We start from the raw sequence: 14,795 nt of genomic DNA, 5'->3' as shown, positions 1-14,795 counted from the left end.
GGAGGGGGTGGCATCACGGTGGGGACTGATCTTCCGTTCTACGCACGCATGCACGCTCAGTACCCCTGCTAACAGTGTGTGGGCGTCTCGTGCTGTGACGCCTAAGAGCGGGCAACCGTGTGTAGATCGATGGACACACCGGTCGCTACTGGAGTCACTACTACCGGTGTCATCGGCTTCAATGGGTTCAAACCGGCGAGAGAGATCACCGCTGCCGTCGAAGAGACGTCGGTCAGTGGAGCAGCGCATGAAGTCACGGCTGTCTCCCCGTGAATGATCCTTACTAGTTTCCACGACGAACGTTACGGCGACGAGGATATCACGAGTCATGGCTGGTCCTCGTCAGCTCCAACTGGCTCAACGAGGACGATCCCTTGTTCTTCGACGGCGACGCGACAATTAGCGTAGGTGAACGCGACGAGGCCCCGATCGAACGACGCGAACGTGCCGTGAACGTCCCCCGCCCCCGCTAGCACCGAGTGAAACGAGGCGCGCAGCGTGGTCCTCGTGAGCGGAGCGCACAAAGGCAGGGAAGCCACAGCCCGCGCAACGGAGTGAGCAGGACCGCCTTCCCGTGGTCGCGGGATGCCGAACGGCTGCGGGCTTTCAGACATGCGGTCTCAGCTGGTTTGCTTCGCGTTCAGCTCTCGCAGGAACCTGCCGGCCGTCGTTCCGATACGCACGCCATCGATGTTGCGCATATCGAGGTCGACCGTGGCTGTCCGAACCGGGTAGTGCTCGACGAGAAGACGGTGGATACCGGTTCGGACGGTCTCCGTTCCATACTGATCGACAATTGCTGCCATCACCTCGCCGAAATGGACGTCGTGGTGGTCCGCACGCGGCGTCTCGGCTCGCTAAGTCCTCCCCGGAGGCGTGTCCGCGATGGAGGAGATAGAACTGCATACTGCGCTCGACAGCGACGAACGATGCCTCGATCACCGCTGTGTAGTATCCGTTCTGCTCGCGGAGCGTCCGCGCTGCTTCGAGGAGTCGACAGACCTTCCGTCGCTGGACGAGGGCGGGTCAGAGACGTCCAGATCGGATTCGCCTAGTTCGCCCACGGGTCTCCTGAAAGGCTGCCTCGGCGTCGGTGAGCGCATCGTCGACGTAGCTATCGTCCATTCGTGGGCACCTCCTCTTCGAGTTGCGTGAGCGTGTCGGAGGTTGTGAGCGTCAGGCCCGTCGTGAAGATCTCGCGCAGTCGATCCCCGTAGTGGCGTACGCTCTCGACGGATTCGACGAGGACGTGGAATTCGTAGCGGTCACCATCGAAGGAATCCTCGTTCAGCTCCGACGTGATTTCGTGGGGGGTTTGCTGGGCTGTCGCCTGGGTTCCGTCCACGAGTACGAAGCAATCGATATCGCTTCGCCGGTCGGCGTCCCCTCGGGCAACACTGCTAAAGAGGACGATTCCGTGGATCTCCTCGATCTCGTCAGCTAACCTTCTAACGAGTTCTCGAACCACGTCGACTGTAGTAAATAATATAGTTATGACTTATAGTCGAGATAAACGACTATATCCTATAGCCAGGAGCGTTGCCTCGCCGGCTGTCGGTTCTCACCCACTGATGAGCAGCAGATCCAGCATACGACGATGAATTATGGCTATAAAGTATGACGTTATATCATAGTCAGATACTACAGCCAGGGACTATAGCTAGAGGATATAGCTGTGGTTTATAACGAAGAGTGAGAGCGACCACCGTCTAGACGACCCGATTCCGACGGGTCAGGTGGCGCGGGGGACTTGGCCGTAGAGCGCACCGATCTCCGCGGTCGAAAAGGACAGAACAACTGATGAGGACTCCCGGTCGGGCGTCGTGGCGCTCGAGTTGTCCCTCGACGCGAACCCGGCTGTGGCGACGAACGGCGAGTCGACGCCCGTGCTGAACGCACGGAGAAATTCCCGGGGAATCCCGTGTCGAACGCCGATCAGGTGGCGTCGAGATCGTATCCCCACTCGCGGAGCACCTCGGCGATGAGCTCCGGATTGCGCTGTGCGACGACCATCGCGGCCTCCCGGTAGTCGGACTTGTAGACGTCCTCGCCGAGGAGCTCTTCGAGCGTATCCTGGAGCTCGTCCTCGGCTTCGATGATCTCCTCCCGCAGGAAGTACGGGACCTGTTCGCGCCCCTCGTTTACCCTATCGCGGCGGAGTTTGTACGGGATCGAGTCCATCGTGAGGCGCTGCGATCCGGTTCCGGAGTCGAGCGAGGGGTCCGTGTCCGCGTCGTTCGTTTTTGTGGGTGACGGGTCGGCCGGCGTCTCGCGTTCCCGGTTCGGGACGTCCGTCTCCCGCTCGTCGGAGCGTTCCACGTCGCTTCCCGATTCGTCGAGGCCGGCGTCCCGGGAGCCGGATTTGAGCCCCATTACGCCACCACCTCGGGGGGCTCGATTCCCGCCTCCCGTTCGAGATGCCGGGCGAGTTCGTCGAACTGGTCGAGCGTCTCGAGTTCGTAGTCGCGTCTTCGTTCACGGTGGTTCTCGACGTACGCGTAGGGACTGCACTGCTGCTTCCAGCTCCCCTCCATCAACGAGCCGCGCTCGCCGACGACCACCGGCACCGGGAATCCGCTCCCGCGGAGGTCCCCGAGGATCTCCCGCTGATCGCGCGTGTCTCGGTATCCGATCGGGACGACCGCGAGTACGCCGACGTCGACGTCGATGCTCTGTTCCAGTCCGTCGACGAGGTCGTCCAACCCTTCGATCGATTCCTGGCCCTTCGCGGTGGCCTCGAACGGGATGACGACGTTCCGGACCGCGACCAGCGCGTTGTAGAGGATCGGCCCCGCCTTTCCGGCCGAATCAACGATCACCACGTCGTACTCGTCGCGGACGTTCGCCTCGCGGAGGACGCGGTGGAGCTGGTGGTACATGCTGTAGGACTCCCCGAAGTTCTCGGCCTGGTTCTTCTCGTTGAGGAGGAACTCGTGGAGGTCCTCGAGCATGTTGTGCGACGGGATCAGATCGACCCCGCCCTCCACCTCGAGAGCGAGATCGTGGAAGTCGCCCTTCGGACGCCCGACCAGGTGGCGGACGAGATTATCGACGGTCGGGTCGCCGCGGTCGTAGTCGGGACCGAAGAAGTACGTGAGGCTCCCGTTCTGGGTATCCATGTCGATGGTGAGGACGTCGTGACCCGCGCGCGCGTGGCTCGCCGCGAGCGTCGCGGCCGTCGTCGTCTTCCCGACGCCGCCCGCCTCCGATACGGGGGTGTAGGTGAGCATTACCGGATAGTCGAGGAACGAGGATATAAATCTAAGTCAGACAATACAGCTATATCAGTTGAATATCGCGTAGAGCTACAGGAGATAGCTATACCATTCAACTATACCCACCAGCAACAGCGTTCGAGCATTGTCGACCGCTACCGCCTACGGCGACTGCACATCGTCGCATATGACGCCTCATCCGGGTGTAGAACCTCGTCGGTAGACCTCACTGCCGCCTGTTCCCTCCCCCGTACGGTATCGAGCACGCGCAAGAGAAGATATAACTATGATATACACCTATACTTTATAGTCATAGATTATAGCTGTTATTACTCCCAGGATCACCCGCCCGAGCAGCGCCCCGTCGGCGCTAGTCGTGACAGTCGAGGAGGCCGGCGGAGAACCGTACGCCGAGGGAATGACGCGCTCGCGGAGGGTCGAGATCGACCGGCGTACCTCGTAGACGGGCGTGCCTCGGCTGAACTGAGTTCACAGGAGGGGTAGACAGCGGTGACAGCTGCCCCAGTGGTGATACGAGCGAGGGGCGACCAGCTCATAAATCCTATGCCGCGATATGAATGAGCGTCCCTAGGGAGTTGAGACTGGCTCTCTCAATGCACAGCGATCTCAATCAATACGTTTGGCTCCCGCGGACGGAGCTCTGCTCATGTCCTTAGATGGCATGTAGCACGGTATAGGAGGAGATGGGTGGTCTTCCTCTGAGGCACAGTTCGTTCCCCTACTTTACTCAAGTTGGCGGGTCACCTGATCGAATGCTGTGGCAGGTTCCTGAAGACGACCCACTAGTGTCGGATCGCCATAGCTGACGTAGCGGTACTCGGGAATGGACTGTAGGTCGCGATAGAGGTTGTTGAACGCGACGAGGTCGTCTGTCTCGAAGTAGGTGATGAAATCGACATCGTCCAATCCGCTCGCGTGATAGAGTTGCCGACGGACACTGTCGAGATACTCCAACGTTGGTTCGATGTGACCTCGCATCAGTTCGAGCTGTTTCTCATTCGACAAGTTCCACCACTCGGCCGTCTTCCGAACTGGAATGACAATCGCATACTGTGGTGGTTCGGGACCGTCGTAGGTTGTCACCTCCAGTTCCGCATTAAGGTCGGGGGCATCTGGCGTATACACGGCTTCACGGATGAGGCCGACTAACGCTTCGGTTTGTTGGGAGTGCCCACCAAGTGTTGTCTCGCGGAAGTCCTGCAAAAACGCCTGTGCAGTCGTCAATTCGCGAGCATGAATCCTCAGCATATAGTCCGCGTCGGGTGTCAGTCCTTCCAGTACATACGCGTCCACGAGGACGTCATCTTCGTAGTTGGTGAGAAGGTCCGTAACCCCATCCGGCGTGATATCGGGTGATTCTCCCGCGTTATTCGTCCGTACTGGAGTAACTGTGAACGCTGCGAATACTCCAAACACCCCCGTTTCGTCAAGCATTGGCGCACCGTGACTGGACATGTTCTGTCGGTTTGGTAATCATGCGCAAAGTTTTTTAGGGTTGTCCGCAGTCGAAGGATCTTCTCAACTGGCGAACGTTCTTGACCTACTGTCAGTCTATCCAGTGTACTTGCCGTTGACAATTATTCTACCGGTGAGCATGGCGTTCTAGTGACAGAATCCCTGTGACTTTTTCGGGCAGTCGGGTTCGTCTTTCTATAGATGGCGCCGTCGCAGTCTACACACCGCGCGGTTTTCCGGGATATCGCACAAATCGCCTACTCCGAGTGGCCCGCGTACGATTCAACGCCGTTGTACGATCGCACCTCGCTGGCAGGACTGGAATCAGATGTTCGCATGGTCTCCGACCAGTGGTTCAGACACGACGTCCACGATTCAGTTGATGAGTTCGTCTGCTCAGTCCCGTTAGCTTATTTCAGGTTCGGCGTCCACGACCGCTATGCAGGTTCGACACGCTACGAGATGGACACACTCTTTCGCGTGTTCGTTCTGAAAGAATCCCACGGGTGGAGTCACGAAACAGCACTCATTGAATACCTCAACCGCCATCCCTCACTCTGTGATCAGTTGGGGTTGGAGACGATTCCAGACCAATCGACACTGTGGCGTAGTTGGAACAAGCGATTCACTGCAGATCTTCGCGAGACGATTGAAACGGCTGCTCGAACGATTCTCATCAAAGCTCAGAATGCAGGTATTGCAGTTCCGCGCGAGCCAGAACGGAATCTTCCGCCTCGCGGTGAGGGCTGTGAGATTCACGAGAACGCCTACTGGGACTTACAGACCTATCTTGGCCTCCGCGAGAACTTGGCTGCGAACGAGGGGGCTCGTAGCTTCATTTACGAGTCACCTCGTGATCGTACTCCACTGGGCCACGCTCATCGTGACCACCTTCGGGATCTCTCGATACCGGAGATTCGAGAGATGTACCGACAGGCGGTTGATCGGCTGTTGGGCGAAGTAACGGAGACAGAGGAGTTCTTCCGGGCGGGAATCGTCGCGATCGATATCACCGAAGCTGACCCGTTCACGGGTGACCGAAGTGGGCACGAGGACGAGATTCTCGGGACGAAAGAGAACACCGACGAGTACGCCTACCAGTGGGCAACAGTACAGCTGGTGGGCAATGTGGTTCCAATCGTGCTCGATGTGCGGCCTGTGCGGCGCGGGGAATCCCGTAAAGAGATCGTTGAGGATCTGCTTGATTCGGCCCAAGACGCCGTTCACGTCGATAACGTCCTGATGGACCGGGAGTTCGACAGTCAGCATATTCTCGAGATGCTCAACCGGCGTGGGTTGTCGTACGTCGTCCCGAAACGAATGCAGACCAGCGAGAAAGCCCAGGCCAAGCGATTGCTCCGACGTGACCAAGATCGATACGAGACCGATCGGAAGCTGCATCTCGGGAACAACGAGTGGCACGAGACGTCGCTGATCTACCGACGGAAGGAGAACTCTGAGCACGACGACCACCGACAGTATTCGGTGTTCATGACGAATCGGGGGTGCGGGCACCTCACCGAGTACGGTTACAGGTGGGAGATCGAAAGCGGCTACAAGTCGATCAAACGTTTCATGGCCGCCACCACGTCGAAGGATTTCGTGCTACGGTTCTTCTATTTCGCGTTCGCGTCTCTGTTGTACTCGATTTGGCGAGCGGTCGATCTGCTCGTGCAGGTCGAGTTAACTGGTGAGTACGAGCACGCACCAGTCGTGACGGCCGACAATACGCTCACACTGCTGAAGAAGGAAACCGGAATCGGGTAGTGAGGCGCTCAGTCTGGAATAGAGCCGGTGTGAATGGCAACGCTGTCGGCAGTCTCAGAAATTCGGCAATACAGTTGACTGTGTGACAAGACGGCGCAATTGAGAGGCGATCTGAAGCAGTTTTTACTCACGGATTCGTCCGCAACCACGCATTACAGGCCCGCTAAATCCGTTGTAGTCTCAACTTGCAGCGTCCCTCGAATCCTACGAGTTCGGAGGCCGGGGTTCTGATCCGTGCCCCTAGCGAGGCGCGTGGAGTACGTGTCTCGGGGTCCGGTAGGCGAACGGTAGCTACGGTGGTTTCGCGGGAGGGGAATAGCTCGAGCATCCCCCACGGGTATGACGCGGAATGTCACGCCGAGAGGCGGTCATCAAGTCGGTCGAGCGGCCCGCGCAGGTTACGATCGACAGGGTCGACCTCAGGCACCGCTCGTTCTTCCGGACTGGCGGTAACCGAGCAGGAGAAGTACCGCAGTCACGCCTCCGACGCCGGTGACCGCGAGGTACGTCAGCCCCGTCGAGAGCCCGATCGTCGCGGCGAGTCCGCCGAGAATAGCTGCGCCGCCGAGCAGTTCGAGCACGGCACAGCACACGACGACGCCACCGAGTCCGGCGTACGGCAGGAGCGAGTCAGCGTCGTCGCCATCACGAGTCGTCATCGTCCCGCACGATCTCGCAGCCGAGGACGCTCTCGATGTTCTGGCGGATACACTCGTCGGCGAGTTCGACCAGCCGGATCCCCTCCGTCCGGGCGACCTCGTAGAACCGCTTGCGGCCGTCTCGTTCGACCGTGACGAGCTGGCAGTTCTTCAGACACTGGAGGTGGTGCGAGACGAGGTTCGCCGAGAGGTCCGTTCGCTCGCAGATCTCGGTCACGTTCAGCGGACCGTCGGCCTCGACGATCGTCTGGTAGATGCGAAGCCGCGTCGCGTCCCCCAGCGCGCGGAAGATGGTCGCTCGGGCCTCGTTGACGTCGTCGGTCGATTGCAAGAGTGAGACGCTCATTATAACATGTGTTGATGTATAGGGGCATAGGCGTTACGGAGCCACGTCGCCGTCGAAAGTCGGCATTGATTTAAACTTCGATGCTCAAACGAAGGTTGAAATGAGTGCTGAGTGCGAGTACGACCTCGTCGTCCTCGGCGGCGGGGCCGCGGCGTTCGCCGCGCTGACCGAAGCGAGCGGACGCGGACTCTCGACCGCCCTCGTGAACGCCGGGCTGCCGCTCGGCGGGACCTGCGTGAACGTCGGGTGCGTTCCGAGCAAGCACCTCCTCGAGGTCGGGAAGGTGGCGTTCGAACCGCCCCGGAACCCGTTCGAGGCGGTGCAGTACGGGGAGGGCGAGCCGACGACGGACTGGGCGACCGCGCTCGACGAGAAGGACCGGCTCGTCGCGCAGTTGCGCGAGCGGAACTACGTCGACGTCGCCGAACACTTCGAGATCGACGTCTACGAGGGCTACGGCCGATTCGCCGACGGGGAGGGACGAAGTCCCTCCGGCAGTCGGGCTGCGCCCGCCGACAGCCCGACGATCGAGATCGTCGACGGGGACGACGAGGGGACCGCCATCACGGGCGAGAAGGCGCTCATCGCCACGGGGAGTTCGCCCCGGATCGCCCCTCTCGACGGGATCGAAGACGTCCCCTACGAGACGAGCGAGACGATCCTCGCACGACGTGATCTCCCCGAGAGCATCGTCGTGATCGGCGGGGGGTACATCGGCCTCGAGTGGGGCCAGATTCTCCACCACGTGGGGACGGACGTGACGATCCTCCAGCGCTCCGAGCACGTCCTCTCGAAGATGGAGGGTCAGCTCGGACGCGAGCTTCGACGCTGCTTCGAAGCCGAAGGCATCGAGGTCGTTACCGACGTCGATATTCGGCGCGTCGAATCCGCAGACGCCGTCGCGACGGACGGTGGGACACGGGCGGCCGAACGAGGCGTCGCCGTCACTGCCGACGTCGACGGTGAGCACCGGCGCTTTACCGCGACCGACCTGTTCGTCGCCACCGGCGTCCGCCCGAACAGCGAGGACATCGGCCTCGATGCGATCGGCGTCGAGACCGACGGGTCGGGGGCCGTCGTTGTCGACGAGTACCTCCGGACGGCGAACGCCGACGTCTACGCGGCGGGCGACGTCGTCGGCGAGCCGATGCTCGAAACGGTGGCGGCGAAAGAGGGCAATCACGCGGTGAAGAACGCGTTCGGCAGCCAGGAACGCCGTGCCTCGGACCGTTCGAGCGGGCGAAGCCCACGAGAAGAGACCGGGGGGAAGACCATCGACTATAACGCGGTTCCGAAGGTCGTCTTCACGAGTCCAGAAGTCGCCGCCGTCGGGACGACCGAACGCGAGTACGTGGCGGAACACGGGACCTGTTCCTGCCGGACGGTCGACATGGAGGACGTACCGAAGGCGATGGCCGTCGAGGATACGCGGGGCCTGCTCCAGGTGGTCAAGCACCACGAGACCGACGAGATCGTCGGCGTCCACGTCGTCGGCCCCCGGGCGGCCGATATGATCCCCGAGGCGACGCTCGCCGTCAAGTTCGGGCTGACTGTCGACGACATCATCGACACGGTCCACCCGTTCCCGACGTTCAGCGAGGCGTTCAAGCACGCCTGCCAGGCGTTCCATCGGGACACCTCGACGATGAGCTGCTGCGTCGAATGATCGACAAACCCGTCCTCCCCCGTCGATCGACAAGTGCGCGATGTCGCTGTAGATACAGTCGTCGAGCGTCTCTCGGGGAAGCGCTCACCTCGTTCACCCTGTTGTTCAAGTCCCGCTAGGGATCGCCGGTGGTTCTTTGTGATTCGACGTACAAACGAACATTAGAATGAGTACCGCCGATACCTACGACCTCATCGTCCTCGGTGGGGGCATGGCCGGGCTCCCGGTGAGCATCAGAGGTGCACGAAGCGGCCTGAAGACCGCACTGATCGAAGACGGCGATCTCGGCGGGACGTGCCTGAACCGGGGGTGCATTCCCACGAAGACGATGATCCGGAGCGCCGAGGTCGCGCACCTCGTCGACCGCGCGGAGGAGTTCGGGATCGTGCGTGAAGGGGAAGCCCGGACCGATATGGAGGCCGTCGTCGAGCGCAAGCGGCGCGTCCTCGAAGGCATCCGCGAGGGCGCCTACACCAACGTCGAGAACACGGAGGGGCTCGACCTCGTCGAGGGGCGCGGGGTCTTCGAATCGCCGACCGAGATCGCGGTGAACGACCGCGTCCTCACCGCGGACACGATCGTGGTCAACACGGGTGCCCGACCGACGAAACCACCTATCGAGGGGCTCGATGAGGTGCCGACGTTGGACAGTACGAGCGCGCTCGAACTCTCGGAGGTCCCGCGGCACCTCGCGGTCGTCGGTGGCGGATACGTCGGGTGCGAGTACGCCCAGCTGTACGAACGGCTCGGCGCAGACGTGACGGTGTTCCAGCGGGGCGACCGCCTGCTCCCGGGGGAGGAGCCGGACGTGAGTACCGTGATACGGGAGGCGTTCGAATCCGAGGGGATCGACGTGCGGACGAACGCGACCGTCGAACGGCTCGAATCCACCGGATCGGGGATCGAGGTTTCCGCGACCGAGGGCGGAAGGACGACGACCGTCGACGCCTCGCACGTACTCATCGCGACCGGGCGGCGACCCAACAGCGACGAGATCGGTCTCGAAGCGACCGACGTAGAAACCGACGAGGGGGGATTCATCGAGGTCGACGAACAGTTCCGGACCGCCGAGGATTCCATCCGGGCGCTGGGTGACGTCGTCGGCGGGCCGATGTTCACCCACTCGGCGCGGGACGACGCGGCTCTCCTCCATCGCCACCTCGTCGAGGGCGAGACGATCGACGCCCGCGATCGAATCGTTCCCCACGCCGTCTTCACCGACCCCCAGGTCGGCCGCGTCGGGCTGACCGAGGAACAGGCGAACGAGCGGGGCTACGAGGTCGCAGTCGGTCGATCGGACTACGCCGACCAGGGGAAGCCGAAAGCCCTCGGTCTCACCGAGGGCTTCGTCAAGATCGTCTCCGACGCGGACAGTGGCGAAATCCTCGGCGGCCACGTCGTCGGCGAGCAGGGAGCCGATCTGATCCACGAGATCGTCATCGCGATGAAGCTCGGCGGGACGGCCCGGGACGTCGCCGAGACGATCCACGTCCACCCGACGCTCCCCGAGGTCGTGAACGCGGCGGCGGGCGGCGTCCACAGGCCGTCGTAGCAGATCGCACACGAGCCGCCCGAGAGCGGCGGATCGGCGGCAGCCTCGAAACGATCGCCCCCGTCGGTCGCGACGGGGCGATCGACTGGTGCCGTCCTCCGCACCTCGAGTCCCATCGCCTCTTCGCCAGTATCTCGGACGTTGGAACCGAGTTCTGTCCGACTCCTCCTCCCGCGGGTGAGGTCGAAACCGACGGTCATTCGACGTCGGATCGTGGGGCAGTCCCGCACCTGACTACCTCCTCGCTGGGTAGCGAGAGCGGCGCATTCAGGCAGCTTCTATTCTATGCATAGTTTAAGGACAACGAGTTTAAACCGCGAGTATGGTTCATAATAGTGGTGAGAGTGGAATGGACATAGAGTATACGGACGTAGAATGGGACGAATATGACAATAGGGTCGGAAGGGCGTTCGATGGCTTCCTGACCGCGTCGGACGATCTGGAAACCGTCCGGGCGGAGGCGGTCGCGTTCATCGGGGAGACGGTCGCTGCCGCCGGCGCTGACGGCGTCGTCGTCGCCATGAGCGGCGGCGTCGACTCGACGCTGACCGCGGCGCTCGCCGTCGAGGCGGTCGGCGGCGAGAACGTGCTCGGGCTGGCGCTGCCCTACAAGAAAACCGACGGCAGGCACACGAACGAGGCCCGGACGATGGCGGAGGGCCTGGGTATCGAGTTCCGCGCCGTGTCGCTTCGTCCGGTGCTCGACCGGTTCGAGGACCTGATCGCCCCCGCGATCGACCCGGACGGCGACGTGCGGACGATCGGAAACGTGATCGCGCGGCTCCGGATGCTGTGTGCGTACTACGCGGCCAACGCCGGCAACCGACTCGTGCTCGGGACGAGCAATCGGTCGGAGCTGTTGCTCGGCTACTTCACCAAACACGGCGACGGCGCTGCGGACCTCTACCCGATCGGGGACCTCTACAAGCGCGAGGTTCGCGCGCTCGCCGATCGCGTGGGCCTCCCCCAGCGGCTCCTCTACAAGGAGCCGACCGCCGGTCTCTGGACGGGCCAGACCGACCGCGACGAACTGGGGGCACCCTACGACGCGATCGACCCGATCCTCCACTCGCTGGTCGAACGGGATCGGGGCATCGACGAGACCGCCGAGCGCCTTGGCGCGGATCGTCGGACGGTCGAAGGGATCGCGCGTCGATGCGTCGAGACGTGGCACAAGCGGTCCCCGATGCCGACGCCCGGACGCGGGGAGCGGTAGTCCGGGGCGTTCCCCGACGACCCGGACGGTCGAGGGGGTGTAACGGGGAGGATCAAGAGCTATGACGATCCCGGTGCGTGAGGGGGGTATGGGCGGGAGTGGTCGAGTGACCGGGGACGAGCCACCCGTCGTCGCAGCCGCGGAAGTGACGGCGGCCCGAACGGACGAGGCATCGCTCCCGTCGGTTGCCGGGGTGGTGCTCGCCGCGGGGACGAGTTCGCGATTCGGCGCGGGAAACAAGCTGCTCGCCGAACTCGACGGCGAACCGCTCGTCCGCCGCGCCGTCCGAACGCTGCTCGATGCTACGCTCGGTCGGGTCATCGTCGTCCTCGGTCACGAGTCGGCGTCGGTTCGCGAGGCGCTCTCCGACCTCGACGTGCCGTTCGTCGAAAATCCCCGTTACGAGGCCGGCCAGTCGACGTCGGTTCGAGCGGGAGTCCGCGCGGTCGCGGAGACCGACGCGACCGCGGCCGTCTTCCTCTCTGGCGATATGCCGTTCGTCGACCCGGAGACCGTCGATCGCCTCGTCGAAGCCTACAGCCTCGGCGTCGGTGACGCGATCGCGGCCGCTCACGCCGGGCGGCGCGGCAATCCGGTGCTGTTCGACCGCCGGCACTTCGACGCACTCCGCGGTATCGAGGGGGACGTCGGGGGCCGGTCGGTGCTCCTCGGGAGCGACGCCGCCGCGCTCCTCGACGTCGACGATCCGGGCGTGACGACCGACGTCGACACCCCCAACGATCTCGCTCGACACGGCTGATCGGCCGACTCGGCCTCCGGATCGCTGAATCGCAGGGGAGCGGCGGTCACGCGACGCGTAGATGTATAGTCAGGGTTTCTCCGGCGGGGGACGACGTTGGCGCCATCCGCGGCCCTGGACCGTCGCGTCGAGGCTCGAACCACTCGGATAGAAAGTAGAATCAATTTAACCGGATAGTCCCGAGTTACTGTCTGACAAGGTTATATATAGCATCAGTCTGAAGCTATGAGCGTCTTTATCATGACAAATAAAAGCACGCATCAAGGTACAGAAGACGGAGTATCCCGTCGCCGTATACTCGTCGCCACAGGGACGCTAGGCATGGCTGGTCTCGCCGGTTGCAGTGGACAGAGCGACAGTGGTGCTAGCGGTGACGGCCGGACCCTGGAGACGAAGTTCCGCAACGAGTGGCCGGTCGAGACGAAGAACAACGACAACATTCCCTTCGAGTACACCGTGACGGAAGGAGCGGAGCTTGAGGCGATCACGGTCAACTTCGCGAGCGACGAGGAGCCGTGGATGCGCGAGCACGCCCTGATGATCCAGCGCGCCTTCGAGGATATCGGCGTACCGGTGGAACTCGACGACGTACCCACGAACGTCATGTACGACGAGTACTGGGCCGCCGACACCGGCCAAACGGTGTCGGTGTCCATGAACACGCACGGGCCGGACCCCGCTCGCGGTCTCGATCCGAACCCTTTCCTGATGCGGATGCACCCCGAAACCGCCGGGAACTACTACAACTACTTTAACGAGGAGATCACGGAACTCCTCGACGAACAGGCCGCGGAGATCGAAGACCAGCAACGTCGGGTCGAGTTGTGCCACGAGATCCAGCGGAAGGCCAGCGAGGACGCGTACATCCTGTCCATCGCGTTCACCGACGTCATCATGGCGGCCAACACCCAGGAGTGGGAGGGGTACGTCCCCACGCCCGGCAACGGCACCAACCGGGACTCGTTCGTCTGGACGCAGGTGAACCTCCAGCCCCGGGGCGGCTCTTCCACGTGGGTGAAGGGCGTCCTGGCCGCCATGGGCGGGCTAAACATCGCATGGGCAGCCGGCGGGCCCGAGGCGAAGCGGCTCACCAACCTCTACGACGGACTCTACGATGCCTCCCCCACACTGGAGATCGTTCCCGGGCTCGCGACCAACGCCGAGGTCGTCGACGAGACGACAGTCGAGATGGACCTCCGCGAGGGCGTCGAGTGGCACGACGGCGAGTCGTTCGGCCCCGACGACGTGAAGTTCAGCGTCGAGCTGTTCGAGGAGTACTCCTCGCCCGAGATGGGGCCGTTCGTCGGTCCCATCGAAAGCGTCGAGGTGCTCTCCGAGAGCGGGGGCGGCAGGGTGCGATTCAACCTCTCTCAACCCGACGCCGCGTTCCTCACCCAGCGCGTGGTCCGGAGCGTCATCCTGCCCGAGCACCGATGGAAGAACGTCGACAATCCGGCCAAGCACAACCCCGACACCCCGGTCGGCACCGGGCCGTTCAAGTTCGTGAACTGGGAGCAGGGTACCCGCTTCGAGGTAGAGAAACACGGGAGCCACTGGATGTGGGACGAGGAGATCCGCAAGGAATACCTGGGCGAGTACTTCGTGCCCGGTGACGGCATCGACGGGATCGTCTGGTCCAACGTCGGCAACGTCGACGCACTCATCGGCGCTATACAGAGCGGTGACATCGACGCGATCGGGACGACGCTGACGAACGAACAGGCAGGACGTGCAGCCGAGGCCAGCGGGGTCGAGAAACAGGTTTCGGAGAACTTCGCGCCCCTCGACGTTCACATCAACCACATCAACCCGCTCATCCGGGACAAGGTGTTCCGCAAGGCGCTCAGCCACGCCGTCGCCAAAAAAGGGTTCGTCGATAGCGTCCTCGGCGGTCGCGGGACCGTCATCGAGGGACAGAACCTCATCTCGCCGATGATGAGCCCGTTCCACACCGACGACGTCCCGACCTACGAATACGACCCCGAAAAGGGGAAACGGCTGCTCGAACAGGCCGGGTACACCTACAACGGAGGCACCCTCCGGGCACCCTCCGGTGACGCCTGGGACGCGTTCGTCGAGCGCGTCGAGGACGGGCACGCGGACCGGTCCGACCTGGACCAGTCCGACTTCTCCTGAAA

General features: G+C 62.6%; 12 protein-coding genes and 2 pseudogenes. 6 read left to right on the top strand and 8 right to left on the bottom strand.

All coding sequences use genetic code 11. From position 1 onward, the window contains the following. Window positions 1–620 precede the first annotated feature (620 nt). The 6 genes and pseudogenes from P1K31_RS17555 to P1K31_RS17535 all read right to left on the bottom strand — a co-directional run. A pseudogene (locus P1K31_RS17555) lies at window positions 621–857 on the bottom strand (DUF8158 family protein); the annotation flags it as partial. Window positions 858–906: 49 nt separating this feature from the next. Then, window positions 907–963 (bottom strand): annotated as a pseudogene (locus tag P1K31_RS22220) (DUF8154 family protein); the annotation flags it as partial. A 151-nt stretch (window positions 964–1,114) separates the two neighbouring features. Next, window positions 1,115–1,468, bottom strand: a complete 354-nt coding sequence (locus P1K31_RS17550) for a nucleotidyltransferase domain-containing protein (protein ID WP_276306609.1) — start codon at window positions 1,466–1,468, stop codon at window positions 1,115–1,117. Window positions 1,469–1,935: 467 nt separating this feature from the next. Next, entirely contained in the window at window positions 1,936–2,373 is a 438-nt protein-coding gene (locus P1K31_RS17545) for a DUF7970 domain-containing protein (RefSeq protein WP_276306608.1), read from the bottom strand. Continuing rightward, entirely contained in the window at window positions 2,373–3,230 is an 858-nt protein-coding gene (locus P1K31_RS17540; protein WP_276306607.1) for a ParA family protein, read from the bottom strand. The genes P1K31_RS17545 and P1K31_RS17540 overlap by 1 nt, the downstream gene beginning before the upstream one ends. A gap of 729 nt (window positions 3,231–3,959) precedes the next feature. Further along, complete coding sequence (locus P1K31_RS17535) at window positions 3,960–4,670, bottom strand: chlorite dismutase family protein (RefSeq protein ID WP_276306606.1); 711 nt, start codon at window positions 4,668–4,670, stop codon at window positions 3,960–3,962. 222 nt (window positions 4,671–4,892) lie between these two features. On the opposite strand from P1K31_RS17535, the gene P1K31_RS17530 reads away from it, so the two are divergent. Continuing rightward, window positions 4,893–6,458, top strand: a complete 1,566-nt coding sequence (locus tag P1K31_RS17530; RefSeq protein ID WP_276306605.1) for a transposase — start codon at window positions 4,893–4,895, stop codon at window positions 6,456–6,458. A 419-nt stretch (window positions 6,459–6,877) separates the two neighbouring features. Here the strand turns inward: P1K31_RS17530 and P1K31_RS17525 are convergent, their stop codons facing one another. Together P1K31_RS17525 and P1K31_RS17520 are read right to left on the bottom strand one after the other, a co-directional pair. Further along, window positions 6,878–7,117: a hypothetical protein gene (locus tag P1K31_RS17525; RefSeq protein ID WP_276306604.1), complete on the bottom strand. Its 240-nt coding sequence runs from the start codon at window positions 7,115–7,117 to the stop codon at window positions 6,878–6,880. Next, window positions 7,104–7,463: an ArsR/SmtB family transcription factor gene (locus tag P1K31_RS17520; protein WP_276306603.1), complete on the bottom strand. Its 360-nt coding sequence runs from the start codon at window positions 7,461–7,463 to the stop codon at window positions 7,104–7,106. Before P1K31_RS17520 ends, P1K31_RS17525 begins: the two co-directional genes overlap by 14 nt. Before the next feature lie 100 nt (window positions 7,464–7,563). Here P1K31_RS17520 and merA point away from each other — a divergent pair, with 100 nt between their 5' ends. From merA to P1K31_RS17495, 5 genes are all read left to right on the top strand, one after another. Beyond that, on the top strand, window positions 7,564–9,129 hold the full coding sequence (gene merA / locus P1K31_RS17515; RefSeq protein ID WP_276306602.1) for a mercury(II) reductase: 1,566 nt from the start codon (window positions 7,564–7,566) through the stop codon (window positions 9,127–9,129). 166 nt (window positions 9,130–9,295) lie between these two features. Beyond that, window positions 9,296–10,681 (top strand): dihydrolipoyl dehydrogenase, encoded by a 1,386-nt coding sequence (lpdA, locus tag P1K31_RS17510; protein ID WP_276306601.1) that lies wholly within the window; start codon window positions 9,296–9,298, stop codon window positions 10,679–10,681. A gap of 349 nt (window positions 10,682–11,030) precedes the next feature. Next, window positions 11,031–11,897: an NAD+ synthase gene (locus tag P1K31_RS17505; RefSeq protein ID WP_276306600.1), complete on the top strand. Its 867-nt coding sequence runs from the start codon at window positions 11,031–11,033 to the stop codon at window positions 11,895–11,897. Between the two features lie 88 nt (window positions 11,898–11,985). Continuing rightward, window positions 11,986–12,657 carry a nucleotidyltransferase family protein gene (locus tag P1K31_RS17500; protein ID WP_276306599.1) on the top strand — a complete coding sequence of 224 codons (672 nt, stop codon included), beginning with the start codon at window positions 11,986–11,988 and terminating at the stop codon, window positions 12,655–12,657. A 321-nt stretch (window positions 12,658–12,978) separates the two neighbouring features. After that, entirely contained in the window at window positions 12,979–14,793 is a 1,815-nt protein-coding gene (locus tag P1K31_RS17495) for an ABC transporter substrate-binding protein (protein ID WP_276306598.1), read from the top strand. Window positions 14,794–14,795 lie beyond the last annotated feature (2 nt).

This window comes from Halomarina halobia (genome assembly GCF_029338575.1).
In the GTDB taxonomy this organism is placed as follows: Archaea; Halobacteriota; Halobacteria; order Halobacteriales; family Haloarculaceae; genus Halomarina; species Halomarina halobia.
This window is presented reverse-complemented; position numbering and strand designations above follow the sequence as displayed.

Excerpts from the sequence above, each read along its gene's own strand:
- P1K31_RS17545 (WP_276306608.1), bottom strand. The coding sequence starts at position 2,373 with ATGGGGCTCAAATCCGGCTCCCGGGACGCCGGCCTCGACGAATCGGGA.
- P1K31_RS17540 (WP_276306607.1), bottom strand. The coding sequence starts at position 3,230 with ATGCTCACCTACACCCCCGTATCGGAGGCGGGCGGCGTCGGGAAGACG.
- P1K31_RS17535 (WP_276306606.1), bottom strand. The coding sequence starts at position 4,670 with ATGCTTGACGAAACGGGGGTGTTTGGAGTATTCGCAGCGTTCACAGTT.
- P1K31_RS17530 (WP_276306605.1), top strand. The coding sequence starts at position 4,893 with ATGGCGCCGTCGCAGTCTACACACCGCGCGGTTTTCCGGGATATCGCA.
- P1K31_RS17525 (WP_276306604.1), bottom strand. The coding sequence starts at position 7,117 with ATGACGACTCGTGATGGCGACGACGCTGACTCGCTCCTGCCGTACGCC.
- P1K31_RS17520 (WP_276306603.1), bottom strand. The coding sequence starts at position 7,463 with ATGAGCGTCTCACTCTTGCAATCGACCGACGACGTCAACGAGGCCCGA.
- merA (WP_276306602.1), top strand. The coding sequence starts at position 7,564 with ATGAGTGCTGAGTGCGAGTACGACCTCGTCGTCCTCGGCGGCGGGGCC.
- lpdA (WP_276306601.1), top strand. The coding sequence starts at position 9,296 with ATGAGTACCGCCGATACCTACGACCTCATCGTCCTCGGTGGGGGCATG.
- P1K31_RS17505 (WP_276306600.1), top strand. The coding sequence starts at position 11,031 with ATGGACATAGAGTATACGGACGTAGAATGGGACGAATATGACAATAGG.
- P1K31_RS17500 (WP_276306599.1), top strand. The coding sequence starts at position 11,986 with ATGGGCGGGAGTGGTCGAGTGACCGGGGACGAGCCACCCGTCGTCGCA.
- P1K31_RS17495 (WP_276306598.1), top strand. The coding sequence starts at position 12,979 with ATGGCTGGTCTCGCCGGTTGCAGTGGACAGAGCGACAGTGGTGCTAGC.